The 18,455-nt window shown below is 53.1% G+C and carries 16 protein-coding genes; 1 reads left to right on the top strand and 15 read right to left on the bottom strand.

Translation table 11 applies throughout. From position 1 onward, the window contains the following. Positions 1 to 49: 49 nt before the first annotated feature. The 11 genes from WKI47_RS00605 to WKI47_RS00555 form a co-directional block, all read right to left on the bottom strand. Entirely contained in the window at positions 50 to 1,912 is a 1,863-nt protein-coding gene (locus WKI47_RS00605; protein WP_425355410.1) for an ABC transporter ATP-binding protein, read from the bottom strand. Further along, positions 1,905 to 3,641, bottom strand: a complete 1,737-nt coding sequence (locus tag WKI47_RS00600) for an ABC transporter ATP-binding protein (protein WP_340225243.1) — start codon at positions 3,639 to 3,641, stop codon at positions 1,905 to 1,907. The genes WKI47_RS00605 and WKI47_RS00600 overlap by 8 nt, the downstream gene beginning before the upstream one ends. Then, a complete protein-coding gene (locus WKI47_RS00595) occupies positions 3,642 to 4,091 on the bottom strand; it encodes a hypothetical protein (RefSeq protein WP_340225242.1) in 450 nt (149 codons plus the stop codon). 739 nt (positions 4,092 to 4,830) lie between these two features. After that, entirely contained in the window at positions 4,831 to 5,310 is a 480-nt protein-coding gene (locus WKI47_RS00590; protein WP_308809931.1) for a Fur family transcriptional regulator, read from the bottom strand. A gap of 351 nt (positions 5,311 to 5,661) precedes the next feature. After that, complete coding sequence (locus WKI47_RS00585; RefSeq protein ID WP_340225241.1) at positions 5,662 to 7,197, bottom strand: NAD(P)H-binding protein; 1,536 nt, start codon at positions 7,195 to 7,197, stop codon at positions 5,662 to 5,664. A gap of 140 nt (positions 7,198 to 7,337) precedes the next feature. Then, positions 7,338 to 8,069: a metallophosphoesterase family protein gene (locus tag WKI47_RS00580; protein ID WP_340225240.1), complete on the bottom strand. Its 732-nt coding sequence runs from the start codon at positions 8,067 to 8,069 to the stop codon at positions 7,338 to 7,340. A 29-nt stretch (positions 8,070 to 8,098) separates the two neighbouring features. Further along, on the bottom strand, positions 8,099 to 8,692 hold the full coding sequence (locus tag WKI47_RS00575) for a GNAT family N-acetyltransferase (RefSeq protein ID WP_340225239.1): 594 nt from the start codon (positions 8,690 to 8,692) through the stop codon (positions 8,099 to 8,101). A gap of 15 nt (positions 8,693 to 8,707) precedes the next feature. Next, the gene (locus WKI47_RS00570) at positions 8,708 to 9,517 is read right to left on the bottom strand and encodes a class I SAM-dependent methyltransferase (protein ID WP_340225238.1); all 810 of its coding nucleotides are present in this window, start codon (positions 9,515 to 9,517) and stop codon (positions 8,708 to 8,710) included. Positions 9,518 to 9,599: 82 nt separating this feature from the next. After that, on the bottom strand, positions 9,600 to 10,277 hold the full coding sequence (locus WKI47_RS00565; RefSeq protein ID WP_340225237.1) for an HD domain-containing protein: 678 nt from the start codon (positions 10,275 to 10,277) through the stop codon (positions 9,600 to 9,602). A 55-nt stretch (positions 10,278 to 10,332) separates the two neighbouring features. Beyond that, positions 10,333 to 12,966, bottom strand: coding sequence for an ATP-dependent chaperone ClpB (clpB, locus tag WKI47_RS00560; RefSeq protein ID WP_340225236.1), 2,634 nt, complete (start codon positions 12,964 to 12,966; stop codon positions 10,333 to 10,335). A gap of 82 nt (positions 12,967 to 13,048) precedes the next feature. After that, complete coding sequence (locus tag WKI47_RS00555) at positions 13,049 to 13,975, bottom strand: DnaJ domain-containing protein (RefSeq protein WP_340225235.1); 927 nt, start codon at positions 13,973 to 13,975, stop codon at positions 13,049 to 13,051. Between the two features lie 358 nt (positions 13,976 to 14,333). Between WKI47_RS00555 and WKI47_RS00550 the strand changes: the two genes are divergently transcribed. Beyond that, the gene (locus WKI47_RS00550) at positions 14,334 to 15,389 is read left to right on the top strand and encodes a hypothetical protein (RefSeq protein ID WP_340225234.1); all 1,056 of its coding nucleotides are present in this window, start codon (positions 14,334 to 14,336) and stop codon (positions 15,387 to 15,389) included. Between the two features lie 323 nt (positions 15,390 to 15,712). Here WKI47_RS00550 and WKI47_RS00545 read toward each other — a convergent pair whose 3' ends face one another. The 4 genes from WKI47_RS00545 to WKI47_RS00530 all read right to left on the bottom strand — a co-directional run bounded on the left by WKI47_RS00545 (position 15,713) and on the right by WKI47_RS00530 (position 18,332). Beyond that, positions 15,713 to 16,156, bottom strand: coding sequence for an Hsp20/alpha crystallin family protein (locus tag WKI47_RS00545; protein ID WP_340225233.1), 444 nt, complete (start codon positions 16,154 to 16,156; stop codon positions 15,713 to 15,715). Positions 16,157 to 16,292: 136 nt separating this feature from the next. After that, positions 16,293 to 16,805, bottom strand: a complete 513-nt coding sequence (locus WKI47_RS00540) for a GNAT family N-acetyltransferase (RefSeq protein ID WP_340225232.1) — start codon at positions 16,803 to 16,805, stop codon at positions 16,293 to 16,295. 4 nt (positions 16,806 to 16,809) lie between these two features. Further along, positions 16,810 to 17,727 carry a phosphotransferase enzyme family protein gene (locus tag WKI47_RS00535; protein WP_340225231.1) on the bottom strand — a complete coding sequence of 306 codons (918 nt, stop codon included), beginning with the start codon at positions 17,725 to 17,727 and terminating at the stop codon, positions 16,810 to 16,812. 95 nt (positions 17,728 to 17,822) lie between these two features. Then, on the bottom strand, positions 17,823 to 18,332 hold the full coding sequence (locus tag WKI47_RS00530) for a GNAT family N-acetyltransferase (RefSeq protein ID WP_340225230.1): 510 nt from the start codon (positions 18,330 to 18,332) through the stop codon (positions 17,823 to 17,825). Positions 18,333 to 18,455 lie beyond the last annotated feature (123 nt).

The following is an 18,455-nucleotide window of genomic DNA, read 5'->3' as shown; positions in this document are numbered from 1 at the left end:
TTTCGGATAAAGCCACGAAAACGGGAAAAGAAATGTTCAATGAAAAAATTTAGCCAGCCGGCTTAAATTGACTCATATAAAGATCGTAATAGAGGCCTTTTGCCGCTATCAGCTCTTCATGCGTTCCTTGCTCCTCGGCTCTCCCTGCGTTCATGAAAAGAATCCGGTCCGCATCGCGAATGGTACTGAGACGGTGAGCGATCACGAAACTGGTTCGTCCTTGCATCAGACTGCGCATCGCTTGCTGGATATGCATCTCGGTCCGCGTGTCGATGCTGCTGGTCGCTTCATCGAGAATCAAAATAGCCGGGTCTGCGAGCACGGCGCGGGCAATAGTCAGCAATTGGCGTTGACCGTGACTCAGATTGGAGCCTCCCATGGTGAGCGTTGTATCATAACCTTTCGGTAGCGCGCGAATGAACGCGTCCGCGTTAGCCAGTTCGGCGGCACGCTCAATCTCTTCATCCGAAGCATCCAGACGCCCATACCGGATATTGTCACGAATGCTCCCCGCAAAAACGTAGGCATCCTGAAGAACCATGCCTACATTGCGCCGCAGATCGTTTTTGTCCAGCTCGCGAATATTCTGCCCGTCAATAGCAATCTGCCCGGAAGAAATCTCGTAAAACCGAGTCAGCAGATTGACGATAGTCGTTTTGCCTGCACCGGTCGGTCCGACTAACGCAATTTTCTGCCCGGGCTTGGCGTGGAAGTTGACGTCCTGCAAAATAGGCTGTTCCGGCTTATAGGCGAACGATACCTGCTCAAACGTCACTTCGCCACGCATCGAGCGTCCATCGAGGGAACGGCCATGCTCTTCGTATTCCGTATCCAGATCCAAAATTTCGAAAACACGCTCCGCGCCGGCAACGCCGGATTGAATCAGATTATACTGATTGGCCAGATCGCTGATCGGACGACCGAACTGACGGGAGTAATTCAGGAAGCTGACAATGATCCCGACCGTGGTCCAATCTTTCCATACCATCCATCCGCCCACTGCCGCAATCAGCGCGAAGTTCACGTTATTCAGCATATTCATGACCGGACCGACAAGGCCCGATACGATTTGCGCTTTGATCGCCGCTTTGTTCAGTTTGCCGTTAATCGCTCCGAATTCCGCCTGCATGGCTTTTTCACGACGAAAAATCTGTACCGTGCGTTGACCGCCGACCGATTCCTCGATCAATCCGTTCAGAGCGCCGAGATGCTCCTGCTGCGCTTTGAAGTTCCGCCGGGTCACGCCGCCGATCATTCGGGTCGCCAGCATAACAAGCGGAATAGTCACCAGGCTGAGAAGGGTTAGCCACACATTCAGGCTTAGCATCAAGACCAGGGAGCCTACGACCACGATCAAGCTTGTAAGCATCTGGGTAACGGTCTGATTCAGCCCGTTCGACACATTTTCGATATCGTTCGTATTGCGGCTCATCAGCTCACCGTGCGTACGCGTATCGAAAAACGACACGGGAAGCTGCTGATACTTGCGGAACAGATCGCCGCGCAGCGATTGCAGCATCCGTTGGGCGACGCCGGTCATGACGTATGCCTGAAGCCATGAAGAGATCGCTCCGCCCGCATATAGACCCAGCAGCAGGATACAAAGCCCCAGCAACCCTTCAGCACGTCCCGGCGTAATAAACCGGTCAATCGCAACCCCCAGAAAATAAGGACTGACCATCGTCACCAGTGCTGCGATGGCGGTTAAGATATAGACCAGAATCAGACCCGCACGCTGCTGATTCAAATAAGCCCATAACCGACGGATTGTCGCTCCGGTATTACGGGCGCGTTCTTTGGGACCCGGAACGCCGCGTCCCGGCCCTCCCGGCCCGGGCATGGATAATCCGCCAGGCAGCTTATTGGGATCGCGATTTGCTTCACGACGTTCTCCCTGTTGTTCGTTAGGCATAAGCTTCGCTCCCTTCACTGACCTGGGAACGATAAATCTCCCGGTAGATCTCGCTATCCTGCATCAATTCGTCATGCGTACCGATTGCCGCCACAGCACCGCGATCCATCACGAGAATCAAGTCCGCGCCGCGAACGGCCGAGATCCGCTGCGCGATAATGAGCTTGGTCGTTCCGCCCATTTCCTGCTCCAATGCGCCGCGAATTTTCGATTCTGTCGTCAGATCGACCGCGCTCGTGCTGTCATCCAGAATCAGCACCGCAGGCCTCATCAACAACGCGCGGGCAATCGCGATGCGCTGTTTCTGTCCACCGGACAAATTGATGCCTTTTTGCCCCAATCGCGTAGCGTAGCCTTCCGGCATCCGCTCGATGAATTCGTGGGCTTGCGCAGAGCGGGCTGCACGCTGTACTTCTGCATCCGTTGCTTCAGGTCGGCCAAAACGAATATTATCCGCAATCGTTCCGCTAAACAGATTCGCTTCCTGAAGCACAACCCCGACCTTTTCCCGAAGCGAAGACAGTTCAAGTTCCGATACCGGCGTCCCGTCAATACGAACCTCGCCGGAACGGGGATCATATAGACGAGGAATCAGACTGACCAAAGACGTTTTACCCGAACCGGTCGCCCCCAAAATTCCCAGTGTCTGTCCCGGCTGCACAGTAAAGGAAATATCGTGTAAAGCCAGTTCGCCGTTTTCTTTTCCGTAACCGAAAGAAACATGGTCAAATTCAACTACCCCGCCCTTCACATTTCCTGGATGGGCATGGGTTGGATTTTCGATATCGGGACGTTCGTCGAAGACTTCGTTCACACGGTCAGCCGAAGCTTTGGCGCGTGAAATGAAGGTAAGGATCATGCCGATCGACAACATCGAAGACAACATCTGCGTCACGTAGTTGATATAGGCGACCAGTTCCCCGACTGCCAAATCTCCCGAACGGTTCAATGCCCCTCCGTACCAAAGAACCGCGATGATGCTGATATTCAGAATCAACGTCATGACCGGCATATTCAGCGCCATGATGCGCATGCCGCGAGTCATGACGGACGTATAATCGCGATTCACCTCGCCGAAACGCTCTTCTTCGTAATCCGAACGGACGAACGCCTTAACCACGCGTATTCCGTTCAAATTTTCCTGTAACCGACCGTTTACGCCGTCCAGCCGTTTCTGCACGGTCGCGAACATCGGCAACGAGAAGCGTACGAGGAAAAAAAGAAACACAAACAACAACGGAACCGACACGGCGAGAATCAACGTCAGCTTGGCATTGATCGTCACCGCCATAACCAAGCTACCCACGATTAGCATCGGCGAACGGACAAACATGCGCAGCAGCATCTGCACAAAGGTCTGAAGCTGCGTCACGTCGTTCGTAATACGGGTGATCAACGTCCCTGTCGGCAGATTATCCAGATTTCGAAACGACAAAGACTGTACTTTACCGAATAAAGACCCCCGAAGATCGCGGCCGAAATTTTGCGAAGCGATACTCGAATAAATCGTACAGCCAACGCCTCCGATTACGCCCAGCAAAGCAACCCCGAGCATCAACAGCCCGGTTCGCTGGATTTCTCCCGCATCCCCTGCCGCTATCCCGTCATCCACGATCCGTTGAAGCAGCTTCGGCTGCATCAAGTCCATACACACCTCCAGCACCATAAAAAGCGGCGCCAGCAATGCGGGAAGCCAATACGGTTTCAGATATTTTCCCAAACGCCACATTCAGTTCCCGGCCTCCCCATTATCGGAAGCCGCTGATCCCTTCAACTTCGACTCATCGGCTGTCCATTCGCCGTTCTCCGCTTGTTGCAGCGAATCGCCGTCAGGCTCCTGATTCGAATCTCGCCGTTCTTCATGCCGACGACCTCGACCGTGCCCACGATGGCCCCGATGCTCCCCTGGACCACGCTCACAGCCTTCCGGCTTCTCATGCAGCTCAAACACCTGAACGAACTCCCGAATAATCCCGTCCACCGCTTTCAACTCTCCCGCGATCACCGGACGAATACTTTCAAACGCATTCTGTTCAAGCTGCGCCGCCAACGTTTCTTTTTTCAACTCCAGCCGCTCCAAAAAATGCAGCGCCCTGCCTCTCCGAAACGTCTGCGCCCCTTCCGTTCTCCCGTCCGGCTTGCCTTTTCTGCCTGTACCTCGCTCTTTCTCTTCTTCCATAAGATCTCCTCGCCTTCTAACGTATGCTTATGTATACAAATGTATTCATGATCTGTATTTTTGTCAATATTGACATAGTAAAAATAGCCTTAAGACCGCTAGGGCGTGTCTTCAAACCTCGATGGAAGCAGATTTTGCCGAATTTTCGTTCTCAACAAGGAACTTTTCCGAAGGCGTGCCGGGGCACGTCAAGGGAAAGTGACGTAGGACAGGGCGAAAAGGCGGCAAAAGATGCACATTGGCAGGTTTGAAGACACGCCTTAGGGTTTCGAAAAAGTCAGGTGTGCGGAGGGAAGCGAGAAGACTGCAAGAAAAATTCAATTCAATTCGCTGTCTCACTTGGAAAAGTCGATTGAAATTATCAGTTGAAGTTTTCCAAGTTCAAAGGCGTCTTGAATTGAATTTTTCTCTCCGTCTTCTCGCTTCCAGTTACGTTGGACTTTCTCAGAAGGCTTGTTGATCTATCGTACATTAATTTTTCGTTTATTGAGAAAAAGGAAACCTCTATACAAAAGAAACCCAGCTCTCCATACGGAGACTGGGTTCTCGACACTCCGGATGGCCCGAAGGCCATCCCTATTTTACTTTACAATTCTATTCGCGGAAGCCTAGCGGAGTGGGAAATTCAGTGAAAGACGCCTTTGAACTCGGAAAAATTCAACTAAAAACTTTAATCGAATTTTCCGAGTGAGACAGCGTCTTGAACGAATTTCCCCCGCAGCGCCTCAGCTTCCCCTTATTACGACGCGTTCTCCCGATGCCGATGACAATCCCCATGCTTACAAGACGAGAATGTCCCGATAAAATCAAGCCGGTGATCCGACACGTTAAAGCCATATTCCCGCTTCACGCGCTGCTCCAGTTCGCTCAGCCAATCGTCTTGAATTTCTTCCACTTCTCCGCAGATCGAGCAAATCATATGGTGGTGCATATGCTCGTGGTCTTCGCTGCGCAAATCGAAGCGGGCTACGCCGTCGCCGAAGTTCATTTTTTCTACCAGATGAAGTTCGGTTAAAAGTTCTAGCGTCCGATAGACCGTTGCCAGGCCAATCTCCGGAAAACGTGTTTTTACCCGCATATATACATCTTCGGCGCTCATATGATCCCGTTCATGCTCCAACAGAACACGCATCGTCGCTTCGCGCTGAATAGTCGATTTATACCCTTTTGATATCATCTGCTGCTTCATTGATTTCAGTTGTTCTTCTACACTAACCACTAGATTACAACCTCCTTTGAGCTTCTATGCTGTCTGTTCACCGCTCAGTCGGCTTTCAGCTTTAACGTTTAATTAGAATGATTATAATTTAATAATAACGCAAATTACTGCAATGCGCAAAGATTTTTATCACATCTTCGGCAGTAACCGTTCATATTCCTTCTTATTTATATGGAGAAACGCGCAAAATAAGCGAAACGCAGGCATTGGAAGCTGTTCCAATGTCCCAGGTTTCGCTTTTGTTTTTGGCTGCCGGGCATTATAATCGCTGTCTTAAAACCGATATCTGGTCGCTGTGCATACAATTCGAATTCGATATCCACCTGGCACGCACATTCGTCTATAGCCCAATCAACCTTTTGCCTCCAATGAAGACGGCGTGCCGACTGAACCTCCCGCTTTTTTCGACGTGCTCGATTTGCCGAGGCTGCCTTGGCTTTCGAGATGTTTGCGGAACGCGTACATGACGACCAGATGCAGCTTCGCCTGGGTGTATTTGTACAGGAACCACGGCATCGAAGGCATGTAATCGTGGATCGCTACGACGCAATCGCTCGATCCCGGGATCATCAGAAACTCAAGGCGTCCGTGATGCGCGTCTTTCGCGTTGGCGAACATGCCTCCGGTAATCCGGTATACGGCGCGGTTCTCGTCGCTTCGCGAAGCGTCGTAACTCAGCTCCAGAATCGGTCGGCTGAAGAAACGGATAAAGATCCGACTGACGCCGTCCTCGCTCGTTTCCGTGCGGATAAACGGACGCAGCAGCATCGCTTTGCCCAGCCAGTGGATATAATATTCGCCTGCCCAACGCGCGTCTTTCCCTTCCGGAAGCGTCACGCGCTGCACCGAGCGTACATCGGCTTTCGTGACCGTTTCTTCTTGTTTGGTCGGCTTGGATTCTTCGTTGCGGGACGATTCGCGCTGTTTGCGCTCCTCGTCTTCTTTTTTCTTTTTTTCTTCTTCCAATGAATCTTTGGCCGCCTGCTTGAACGAGATATGACCGTCGCTGATCCCTTCCACTTTCATGTCGGGATGCGCCACCATCGGATGGATCAGGCTTTCAATAAGCGGATACGTCATTTCCCGGGGTTCGCGCGTGACGAGAGTCACCCACAGCCTGGACAGGTTCACGGTTAAAAAAGGCACGTCGATAAATCTTCGCTTCACGTCGAGCACGTCCGCCATCTGTTGCATCATTTCTTTGTAACTCATGACGTCCGGACCGCCGACATCGACCGCGCGCCCTTTGACGTCTTCGTTGCCCAAGCTGTTTTTCAGCGAGTTCAGCACATCGTCAAGCGCGATCGCATGCGTTTTGGTCCGTGTCCAGGTCGGCAAGGTCATCACCGGCAACCGCTGCACGAGCTTATACAGAATCGGGAATGACGAACCTTGCGGGCCGACGATCAAGCCTGCGCGGATCGTCGTCACCGGAACGCCCGAAGATTCCAGCACGCGCTGCACTTCCAACCGGCTGCGCAAATGGCGGGACAATTCTTCTTCCGGCACGCCGTCAGGCACGATGCCGCTTAGGTACACGATTTGTTTGATTCCGTTTTTTTTCGCGGCGCGCGCGAAATGGTCGGCCAAAATCGCGTCCATATCTTCGAAATCGCCCTGGGTCAGCTTGGCCGTCGGCATCATGGAGTGGATCAGGTAAAACGCGTAGTCCGCTCCTTGAAGAGATTCCAGCGCATCGTCCATCGAATAAAAGTCGCAGCTTCTCCATTCCACGTGTTCTTCGTTCTCATGCGAATCTCCGTGGCGAGACAGTGCGATCACATCGTAATCTTGGATAAGCTTCTGCATCAGGTTATGGCCGATATAGCCGCTGGCTCCGGTCAGAATCACTTTTGGGCGTCGTTGATTGGTTGTCTCTTTTTCCATGTGTGCACCTTCTTCGTATGAGATTTCCGCTGATCTTCATTACCCGCTTTTGCAAAAAAGAACCCGTTATGCCGACAGCCGCGTTTCTGCGCCAAGCCGGACAAACAGGTTCTTTTCGTTTTCGGGCTTCTCAGCCACGCTTAATCCTTCAGACCGCGGTAACGTCCCGTCGTAATCTCCCGCACGTAAGGCTCAAGATCGGGCATGTCGACTTCTTGGGCTTGACGCACGGCCAATTCAATATCATAAGGAACGCGGGCAAAGGTCAGATCCAGCCGCGTTTTGCGCGTTTCGCCGGGATCGCCCTCCAGTATCGCGTAAGAAGCCTGGGTCATATCGAGCGGATTGCCCACGCTACCGGTATTGAACAGCATGCGTCCTTCCATATGCTGCATGTAGGCGTTATGAATGTCCCCGTATCCCGCTACATCGGCTTTTACAGGTGCTACGCTCAAATCCGAAAATTCGAACAGGCTTACTTTGCGCGCGTAATCGTCCCAAGGCTGTACACGCTCATAGACGCTGCGCGGAGAAGCATGGAACAATCTCACATATCGTCCGCTTAACCTGAACTCGATCGAAAAAGGCAATGACTGCAAATACTTCATTCGTTCCTCGCCAAGCAGCTTCTGATGCCACAGCAGCGTCGGAAACTCTGTCGGCTGCGGCAAAAACTCGTCCCAATTGCCGCGAACGACATGCCGGCAATGGCGACGGATCAGATCGACCGCAACGTCCGAGCTAGGCCCTTTTCCCACTAAATCGCCCAAACAATAAATTTCGGTAATGCCTCGACTTCCGATATCATCAAGTACCGCTTCCAACGCCGGAAGATTGCCGTGAATGTCGGATATAATAGCAAATTTACTCATCGATAATCCTCCGCTTTCCAGCCTATTGATCACGCTTCGAATAAAAAGTCCAAACCTCTGACCTTTGAAAATACCATCTCGTTCACGAGCGTCCCGTCTTCCTCGCGGTTCCAATTGCGTAGCACGCCTTCGAGCGTGAACCCTGCACGTTTTGCCACCGCCGCGCTGCGTTCGTTGCGATCGTCGCAGCGAATCTCGACCCGGTTGGCATTCAACTCGCGGGCGGCAAATTCGGTCAAACCGTGTACCGCCTCCGTTACCAAACCCTGCCCGGCGTAAGAGGTCCGAATCCAATAGCCGATCTCGAACCTTCTGGCGTCCCAGTCAAATCGGTGCAGACCGCTTGAGCCCAAAATTTTTCCTGTTTCGCGCTCGGTGATCAACATCATCATATCCGTCCGCTCCAGAAAATTAAGCCTTTTGCGGCGTACCAGCGCTTCCGTCTCTTCCGGTTCCGGCAGAACTCGGGCAAACGGCATAAACGGAATCAGCTCGTCCCGGCTTTCGCGAATCGCCGCATTCAGCTCCGCTCCGTCGCCGGGACGCGTAGCCCGAATGATTAAGCGCTGCGTCTCGAACTGTTCGGGAAAATCCAGCATGATGGGATCAAAACGTTCTGTCATATTTTCTTCTCTCCTTCAGACGCACCGCCTTACGACAAAATGAAGATGCTCGGTCGCATCGCGATACTGCGGCGCTTCGCATGTCTCGGCCGCCGCGCGGAGCAAGTTACTGTATACGAGAGGATCTTCCCGATACAGGCGATGCACTTCCCGGGCCAGACCTGCCAGAAAGCTTTCCGCCCCGGCATAGGTGATCAACTCAAGTCCAGCCTCCTCGATCTCACGTATCGCTTTGGGCGGTGTCGTAAAATAACATTCCGTGAATCCGCGCTCCGCATCCAGACTTTGCTCATCGAAGTAAGCATACAAGTCGTCCGAATTGCGAAACGTCTCGCTAAACTCCAATACGCCAGCCTTCAAAGTTCCCCAGGAATTGATATAGGATAAAATGGCCGTGCCGCCCGGTTTCAGGATTCGCGCCGTCTGGCGAAGCACTTCCGATCGCTGCTCGCGGTCGATCAGATGATACAGCGGTCCCATCACCAAAGCGGCATCCAACGATTCGCTGCGAAGCTTGTTCAGGTTGATCGCATTTTCGCAAATATAACCGTCCGCCGCAAGTCCCGCTTCGGCAATCTTGACACGGGCGATCTCCAATTCCTTTTCCGACAATTCCAGCAACGTGACGCCGTAGCCTCGTTTCAGCAGCTCGATTGCGTAACGTCCAGGGCCCGAACCGATATCGCACACCGCTCCTTCACCCGGAAAATAACGGTCGATCAACCACAGCGTACTCGCCATTTCCACGGCATTATACGGGTTATTCAGCCGATCCCATTCTCGCTCTGCCTGCTCATTATAATAGGTTTTGACAAATTCGCTCATCTTACGCGCCTCCGTTCGTCTAATCGCCCGGTAAATATTTCTTCAGGGTAAACGAACGGGGCGATTCAAGCGGTAATCAAAGTCACAGACCGTCGATGCCGTTCCATTCACGGTCGAACCGTTCCAGAAACTCTTCCATGAAGGCATGGCGTTGCTTGGCAATACGGCGTCCGGAATCGGTATTCAGCAGGTCTTTGAGCTTGAGCAATTTTTCGTAAAAATGGTTGATCGCCGTATCTTTGCCGTTCCGGTATTCTTCGGGCGTCATCTCCTGGCGAACCGGGATATTCGGATCGTACATCGGACGGCCTTTTTTCCCGGAGTAAACGAAGGTGCGGGCAATCCCGATCGCTCCGATCGCATCCAGTCTGTCCGCATCCTGAACGACTGCGCCTTCGAGCGTCGTCATCGGTTTGCCTGCGCCGCCTTTGAACGACAGCGTGGAGATGATCTCCATGACATGCGCGGTTTCTTCCGCCGTCACTGCGTTTTCCAGCATCCAGCTCTCGGTCCGCTTCAGACCCGCTTCGGGGTCTTCCACCAGCTTCTCGTCCGCCAGATCGTGCAGCAGCGCGGCCAGTTCGCAGATAAACAGGTTTGCCTGTTCGGCAGCCGCGATCCTTTTGGCAAGTTCGGTCACGCGGTAAATATGCCACCAGTCGTGTCCGCTGCCTTCATGCTCCAGTTCGCTTTTGGCGAGGGCGGCTGCGGCTTGAAGGATATTGGCTTGCCGGGTATCGGTAGAATGGTTGTCTTGCATCGTCGTGTGCTCCTTTATTGCGTGATCTTTTTATAGAATCAATAAAAGTTTCGATTCAGGTCTCTTCGTTGGCCAGAACCGTTACGGTTAAGGTTCCGTCGGCCTCGTCTACCCGCAATTTATCGCCGTCTTGCGCTTCTCCGGCGATCAGTGCGCGGGCGACGCGGGTTTCTAAGGTGCGCTGGATAAAGCGTTTGAGCGGTCTGGCGCCGTAGATCGGATCGAAGCCTTCTTGGGCGATCAAGCCGGCGGCTCGGGCGGTCAGTTCCAGTTCGATCCGGCGTTCGGCCAAGCGGTTGCGCAGTTCGCCGGCGAGCTTGAAAACGATACGCTGGATTTCAGGCAGGCCGAGCGGTTGGAACAGCACCACGTCGTCGACGCGGTTCAGGAATTCCGGACGGAAATGGTTTCGCAGCTCGCGCATCACCTGCTCGCGTGCGGTTTCCGAAATTCCTGCGGAAGCTTTGGCGTTGGCCGTGGCGCCCGCGGACGCCACGGCTTCTGCGGTGAGAGATGCGGAGCCGATATTGGAAGTCATGATGACAATGGTATTTTTGAAATTCACGATACGTCCGCGCGAGTCGGTCAGGCGTCCGTCGTCGAGGAGTTGAAGCAAAATGTTGAATACGTCCGGGTGTGCTTTTTCCACTTCGTCGAGCAGAATGACCGAATAGGGCTGGCGTCTTACGGCTTCCGTCAACTGACCGCCTTCTTCATAGCCGATATAGCCGGGAGGAGCGCCGATCAGACGGGACACGCTGTGTTTTTCCATATACTCGGACATATCGATCCGAATCATATTTTCTTCGCGATCGAAAAGAGCCGCCGAAAGGGTTTTGGCCAGCTCCGTTTTGCCGACTCCCGTTGGACCAAGAAACAGAAACGATCCGATCGGGCGATTAGGGTCTTTGATTCCGGCACGCGCACGCAACACGGCATCCGTCACCAGACTTACCGCTTCATCTTGTCCGACTACCCGTTCGCGCAAAATGTCTTCGAGGCGAAGCAGCTTTTCCCGTTCTCCTTCGACCAGACGGCTGACCGGGATTCCTGTCCATTTCGAAACGATATCCGAAATTTTTTCCTCCGTCACCGCTTCGCGCAGCATCCGTTCCTCGCCGCTGCCCTGCGCTTCTTCTTCCGCCTGCTTCAGTTCTCGCTCAAGCCCCGGAATAATGCCATAGCTGAGTTCCGCCGACTTGTCGAGATCGTATTCCTCCTGCGCGTCCTCCAGATCCTTCCGCGCTTTCTCCAGACTTCGCTGAAGCTCGCGCACGCGTTCGATCGAAGCCTTTTCCCGATCCCAACGATCTTTCATGACCAGATGCTTTTCTTTGAGATCCGCCAGCTCGCGCTGCAAATGTTCAAGACGCCGCAGACTGGCAGGATCGGTTTCTTTGCGCAAAGCGGCTTCTTCGATCTCCATCTGCATCATGCGGCGCGTCACTTCGTCCATCTCTCCCGGCATGGAGTCGATCTCGGTCCGGATCATGGCGCAAGCTTCGTCAACCAGATCGATGGCTTTGTCCGGCAGGAAGCGGTCTGTGATATAACGATCCGACAACACGCCGGCCGCAACCAACGCGCTATCGTGAATTTTAACCCCATGATGGACTTCAAAACGTTCCCGCAGCCCCCGCAAAATCGAAACGGTATCTTCCACTCCCGGTTCGCCGACCAGCACCTGCTGGAATCTGCGCTCAAGCGCCGGGTCTTTCTCGATATGCTCGCGGTATTCGTCCAATGTCGTGGCGCCGATGCAGTGCAATTCGCCGCGTGCCAGCATCGGCTTCAGCATATTGCCTGCGTCCATGGCCCCTTCGGCCTTGCCCGCGCCGACAATCGTATGCACTTCGTCAATGAACAAAATGATTCGCCCGTCGGCTTCCTTGATCTCGCGCAGCACCGCTTGAAGCCGTTCTTCGAACTCGCCCCGGTACTTGGCACCTGCGACGAGCGAACTCATATCGAGCGAAAAGATTGTTTTGTCCTTCAGCCCTTCCGGCACGTCGCGACGTACGATACGGTGCGCCAGCCCTTCGACGATAGCCGTCTTGCCGACGCCGGGTTCGCCGATCAGCACCGGGTTGTTTTTGGTTTTGCGTGAAAGGATACGAATAACGCGCCGAATCTCGGCATCGCGCCCGATCACCGGATCGATGCGGCCCGCGCGAACGTCCGAGACGAGGTCGCGGCCGTATTTTTCCAAAGCTTCGTAGGTCGCTTCCGGCTCTCGTCCGGTTACCCGCTGGTTGCCCCGAATTTCTTTGAGCGCATCGAGCAGCTTGTTTGGCGTGACGCCTTCGCCGCGCAGCAGTTCGCGTACGCCTCCGCGCTTATCCTGATCGAAAGCCAGCAACACATGCTCCACGGCCGTAAATTCGTCGCGCATTTTTTCCGCTTCGCGCTGCGCCTGCGTAAACACGGTAAGCAGATTGGCGGAAAAGTAAGGCTGAACGCCACCGACCACGCGGGCTTTTCGACGCAGCAGCTCATCCGTTTTGCGAACCAGGTTTGCGTGCGAAATATTCGAACGGCTCAGCAATCTGGGCAGCAGGCCGTCGTTTTGATTCAGCAAGGCTTTAAGCAGATGCGGAGTATCGATCTCCTGATGACCGCTTGCCGCCGCAAGCGATTGCGCATCGGTGATCGCTTCCTCCAGCTTTTGCGTCAACCGATTAAAATCCATCTTTCTCTCCTCCAGACGATCGTCCTGACGGTATTCTTCATAGGTGTTCCGTAACGTGCTTTATTTTACAACGAACGCAAAATTAAGGTTTGCGTTTGCCCAATTGCGGTTTGAACGTTGATAAGGCTTCCAAGCGGCGGTATAATTCTTCTTCTTCTGTGGACGGATCGGGAATCGCAATCTCGATCTCGGCAAAAAAGTCGCCATACGTACCGTCGGCTTTTTTCAAGCCGCGGCGCGGAATACGCAGCCTTCGCCGCGCGGCGATTCCACGCGGAATATTCAGATTCACCGCCGCTCCGTCCGGCAGCAAAATTCTTGCCTGTCCTCCGAGTGCGGCCTGCCAGGGAGCGACGCGAAGCGCCGCGATCAGATTCTCTTCCTCCAGCGAGTAAACGGCATGCTCCGCGATCTTGAGCACGATCAATAGCTCTTCACCGGGCGCGAGGCCGTTGCTTCCGCTTCCGGTCATGCGAACGGTCTGTCCGTTTCTCGAACGCTCCGGCAAACGGAGTCCGATCTTTTTTCCGCCGAGTTCGATCCGAACCGTTTGGCCCGTGTAAGCCTGCTCGAGCGTGACTTCCAATGTAGATTGAGTAGGGCGGCGCGTACCGGCATCGGCCGTCGCCGAACCGAAGCCGCCGGGAATCCCGCCCATGCCGCCCATCCGCTCGTTGAAAAACATATCGAAAATGTCTTCGTGTTGAAGATCGTTGATCCAGTCGAAATTGCTTCCGCCGCTGCCGAATCCAGGTTCTTGCGAATCGCGCGCGGCTCCTCCGAATCCGGACGTAGAGCGGCGGCGCGAAGCGTCATAATCTTGGCGCTTTTCCTCGTTGCCCAAAATCTCGTAAGCCGCCGCGATTTCTTTGAAACGGGCTTCGGCTCCCTCCGCTTTATTTACATCGGGATGCCACTGCTTTGCCAATTTTTGATACGCTTTCTTGATTTCCGACTGGGAGGCTTTCGTGTCTACTCCGAGTACGTCATAATGGTTTTTGTCCGGCATGGCCATCCTCCCCCTTATGGGCCGGGCAAAGCCCGTATCTTCTTTTCTTTTTTTACCCCTATTTCTTTTCATTTTATATGAAGCCAGACAGACGTGCACCTTTACTTCATTACGCAACGATTCGATTTTTCGACGCAAAATCTCGCAATCATTTTTAAAACCGCACAAAAAGATGCCAGATGGACGCAAAAACATCCATATGGTCATACATTTTCCGTTTTTTTCTTCATAATGGCGTTTCGTTTTCAGTCATTGGTTTAATTACATGGGGAACAAAATTCACTTCTTAACTTTTTGACCGCGATAAGAATATCCGTCACCCAGACCTGCACCATGATCGACACAAGGAGGAGTTCTTTTGAAAACTTACCGATTACCCAGCATGAAAAAATGCGCGATGGCGACTTTGGCGTGTGGCATTCTGTTCAGCGGAACATTTTACGGCAACGTATTTAACTCTCCTACATATGCAGCTGCCAATCCTATAGACGTTCAAGCTTTGCAAACCCAAAGCATCGATTGGAACAAGCCCGAAAAAGTCGCGATGATCAAAAAGCTGGCGATGAGTGCTTGGGCAGCCGGCGATTTTTACAGCGATCCGGATAACGCCCGCTACCAGGCGGTAAAAGCCGCTTCCGATCAATGTTACATCCTGCTGCTCGATCCGGCCACTTCGACTTCCAAACTCAACAGCGCCTCCGCTACCCTCGACTCTGCTCTTACCGCTTATATCGAAGAATACATTCGCGACGCTTCCCTTCTTGAACGACAAACTTTCCAAATGGTCCGAATGCTGAATTCTTCGATCGGAACGACTCCCGGAACGTATCCGCAGTCGGCCGCCGATACGATGTTCGCGGTTATCGATCAGGCTCAGTCCGTCGCTTATGACGAAACGGCAACGCTGCAGCAGTTCAGGCAGGAATATCGCAATTATATCGACGGTGCGGCAGTGTTGCGCGATAGCATGAATTTCGACCGGACGGAAAAATTGAATGCGCTTGGCGTCAAACGTCAAGAAGCCGAGCAACTGGCAGCTGGACAAACGAATAACGCGGACGTTCAAAAGCTGTTGAGCGATTTCCGTGCCCAAGCGAACGGTCTCGAATCCCTTTTGGCGGGTACGTCCGGTTTGCTGGCCGTGGAAGCAGCCGAACGCAATGTGCAAACGACCTATGACAAACTTGCGGAAGGCGCCCAACTGTCCAATGAATTGACGCAGGCGCGCAAGCTGCTCGATTCGCCGAAAGGCATCCGTTCGGGACAATATCCGAGTTCGTCTTTCGGCGAGTTACGCAAAACGATCAACAAGTCCGCGCTGACGTTATCCAGAACGTCCACGACTGCCCAATTGAACCAGGCCCGGACCTCGCTGGCGGAAGCGGTCGTTCGATTCCAGTCCACATTACGGTGAGGGGAGATCCTGTTCGTTAAGGGAAGCTGGGGCGCTGAGGGAGAAATTCGTTCAAAACGCTGTCTCACGCAGAAAGCTTACAGCTTTCCGCGTTCAAAGGCGTTTTTCACTGAATTCCTCCCTCCGCTGTCGCTTCTTTATACCGAGACAGGATCTTTGGCTGTTTAGTTTTATAAACACAAAAAAAGAAAAAAGACACCGTCATGGTGTCTCAACGTGTCGAGAAATGCCAACGTAGCCGGAGTCTTCTCGCTTCCCCGCCTACGTAACTTTCGAGGACAACCCGAGACACCGTTACCGGTGTCTTTTTTCTTTCGCGAAAATCATTCTTCGCTTTCGATCAGGATACGTTTGCTGCTTGGGCTGTCTTTTTTCGGGATATCGAGTTTGAGCACGCCGTCTTTGAGCAGGGCGCGGATGCCTTCGCGGTCGGCGTCTTCCAGATAGAAGCGGCGAACGAATTCGCCGTAGCGGCGTTCGCTCAGGATGACCCGGCGCGTATCGTCTTGCGGCTTGCCGTCTCGACGGACCGCACGAATCGTGAGATAGGAAGCGGTGTAGTCGATATCGATATCGTCTTTGTCGAAACCGGGAAGCTCGGCTTCAAGATAGTACCTGCCGTCTTGTTCATAAATGTCGGTCCGGAACGTTAAAGCGCGTTCCCGGAACTTGTCCGCAAAATCCTCGCCGAACGTGCCGCCGAAAGCTTTTGCCATTTGATCGAAAATTTCTTCTGCTTGTCTGCCGAATGGTCCTTGTTGGAACATTTTCCATTCTCCTCTCGAAATCGGGTGTCGATAAAACAGGCGTCTGGGGTCTTCGGAACAATTCGCAAAACCGGCAGGGGGCTTTTAGGCTCCGATAACCGATCTTGTACGTATCTATACGACCGTGCGAAGGTTTTTATTCGGATTTGCTTGAATTATTTTTATTTGCACTCTGCTGTTCGTGATCCGTGAGCAGTTTTTTGGAAAAGCCGATCGAGCCCGAATTATAGTCGTGACTCATATAAAAAACATGGGCCTTGCTTCGTTCTTCTCTAATTCCGCTGTTCAGACGCATGTAAGAAGCATTTTGTTCCCTCGCCCATTCTTCCGCCTCGACCAGCAAACGGCTGCCGATCCCGCTTCCACGTTCTTGCTCCGCTACGACGAGCGCCATCACGCGGACTTCGCACGTCGGCTGAAGCAGCGCACGTTCGCGATGGAAAGCGATCATGCCGATCAATTTTCCGTCTTGCTCCGCGACGCGTACCGCATAATCTTCGCTGCCGCGCAAAGCGGTTAAGCGCGAAGACAACTCTTCTTGCGAAGCCGGGTAACCGAGCTGTACAAACAACTCGACCAATTGACCCGCATCCCCTTCCATTTCATCGCGAATTTGATACTCCGCACGATCGCCGATATTTTCGTTCATAGGATCAACCTCCTTTATTTTTCAACAAACCCGCAAACGCTTCATGTTGATCCATGACACGGTTCGCGTACCCGGCCGTTTTTTCGTTCAACCCGTTTTTATCTAAAATCGCGGCTGCTCCCCGTACGTTCCACAATCGAATCTGACGTGCCAAAGCGTCCGGTTCGAAGTCTTCCGCATGGATACGATACGCACGAATGCAGGCCGCCAGGCGATCTTCCGCCTTTCGGTCCGAAACATCCAGCGTCGAGGCCAATAATGCGGCCAGATCAAACAGCGGATGCCCGTACCTTAGCTCTCCGAAATCGATGATGCGAACGCCGTTCGAGCCGAACACCACATTCCAAACGCCCAAGTCGCCGTGGATCGGAACGGACGGCGTCGAACTGCCCGATTCGGTCAGGCAAGCCTCTATATCGCGAATCATTCGCCGGACCAAAGGCTTATATTCGATATCCGTGCGCACCTGCTTGGACAAAAAAGAAGACCATGTTCGCTCCAAATCGAACCGATCCGTCTGCGCGTCCAATCGTTTTCCTCTCAGTGCCGCGTGCATCAGGCCCACCTTTTCTCCGAGTTCCGCGTAATCCGGTATCATCGGCCTATTCGGCAAAGGTTCGATCCACCGCTGCACGTTGTAATATCCGTCCGGACCGCTTATCCAACCCGATCCAGCTGCGTCGGTCATAATTTCCGGACAAACGTTCAGTCCTTTCAAGACTTGAGAAACGCTTTGCTCATTTCGTGCTTGGACGATGCCCGATAATTTGCGCAGTACGTAACGACCGCTTTCCGTATCCAATCGTCTGGCATTTGAAGTCGTGCCGCCGTTGATCGGATTTTCTTTCATTAGCCTGCCGATTCCGTACGACTTTGCGGCAAGAATCGCTTCTTGGTTGAAAGCCGTTTCGAGCTTTTCCATCTTTTTCTCACCTTCCGAATACAGCTTAACCGAAAAAAAAGCGCGCGGCCATGACCGCGCACTTTCGATATTTCGACTTGCATGGTTTTTTCGCGTTACGACACGGAACTTCGTTTTTGCCCGCTTTCGACCGAAAGTCTAAGCTCCATCGGGACCGAGCAAGCCGTATACCCGTTTTTGGAATAAAAGTCTTCGCCGCGTCCGCTAGGCCAGACCACGATAAAATCGTGATCCAATTCGCGCGACCATTGTTCGATGACCTGTGTCAAGCGACTGCCTATACCAAGCCCGCGATGCTGAGGACGGGTGTAGACATTGGTCATGTAGATAAAAGGTTTGGTGGCTTTGCCCGGCCGGGGAACTTTGCGAATCATTTCCAGATAGGCATGGGCGACGATCTCACTGCCGTATTCGGCTACCCAGACGACCCAGTTTTCCGAACCGATCGCTTCTTCCAAAAACTCGTGCATCTCGTCGGTATAATCCCGCTTTTGCTCGTCCGTTACCGCAAGCTCCGGATGATCCTCCAGCGTGTAATCGTATCGCATCTCGGCCAACTGCACGATATCGTCAGAACCGGCCGTACGCATAATCAATTCGCTCATCCTTATCCGCTCCCGTCTGTTGTGGGTTGCCCGCCGAAGGCGCATCGGACCATCAGCCCTTTTTATTCTACTAAAATTCCAGTCATTAGGCAAAAAGGATTCGGATGGACGAGTTTCGCTGCT

Source organism: Saccharibacillus sacchari (genome assembly GCF_037722395.1).
Taxonomy (GTDB): domain Bacteria; phylum Bacillota; class Bacilli; order Paenibacillales; family Paenibacillaceae; genus Saccharibacillus; species Saccharibacillus sacchari_A.
The sequence above is the reverse complement of the archived record's forward strand: the minus strand, read 5'-3'. Positions and strand labels throughout refer to the sequence as shown.

Coding starts and splice junctions, on each gene's coding strand:
- WKI47_RS00570 (WP_340225238.1), bottom strand. CDS start 9,517: ATGAGCGAATTTGTCAAAACCTATTATAATGAGCAGGCAGAGCGAGAA.
- WKI47_RS00580 (WP_340225240.1), bottom strand. CDS start 8,069: ATGAGTAAATTTGCTATTATATCCGACATTCACGGCAATCTTCCGGCG.
- WKI47_RS00565 (WP_340225237.1), bottom strand. CDS start 10,277: ATGCAAGACAACCATTCTACCGATACCCGGCAAGCCAATATCCTTCAA.
- WKI47_RS00535 (WP_340225231.1), bottom strand. CDS start 17,727: ATGGAAAAGCTCGAAACGGCTTTCAACCAAGAAGCGATTCTTGCCGCA.
- WKI47_RS00605 (WP_425355410.1), bottom strand. CDS start 1,912: ATGCCTAACGAACAACAGGGAGAACGTCGTGAAGCAAATCGCGATCCC.
- WKI47_RS00595 (WP_340225242.1), bottom strand. CDS start 4,091: ATGGAAGAAGAGAAAGAGCGAGGTACAGGCAGAAAAGGCAAGCCGGAC.
- WKI47_RS00530 (WP_340225230.1), bottom strand. CDS start 18,332: ATGAGCGAATTGATTATGCGTACGGCCGGTTCTGACGATATCGTGCAG.
- WKI47_RS00555 (WP_340225235.1), bottom strand. CDS start 13,975: ATGCCGGACAAAAACCATTATGACGTACTCGGAGTAGACACGAAAGCC.
- WKI47_RS00540 (WP_340225232.1), bottom strand. CDS start 16,805: ATGAACGAAAATATCGGCGATCGTGCGGAGTATCAAATTCGCGATGAA.
- WKI47_RS00575 (WP_340225239.1), bottom strand. CDS start 8,692: ATGACAGAACGTTTTGATCCCATCATGCTGGATTTTCCCGAACAGTTC.
- WKI47_RS00585 (WP_340225241.1), bottom strand. CDS start 7,197: ATGGAAAAAGAGACAACCAATCAACGACGCCCAAAAGTGATTCTGACC.
- WKI47_RS00545 (WP_340225233.1), bottom strand. CDS start 16,156: ATGTTCCAACAAGGACCATTCGGCAGACAAGCAGAAGAAATTTTCGAT.
- WKI47_RS00600 (WP_340225243.1), bottom strand. CDS start 3,641: ATGTGGCGTTTGGGAAAATATCTGAAACCGTATTGGCTTCCCGCATTG.
- clpB (WP_340225236.1), bottom strand. CDS start 12,966: ATGGATTTTAATCGGTTGACGCAAAAGCTGGAGGAAGCGATCACCGAT.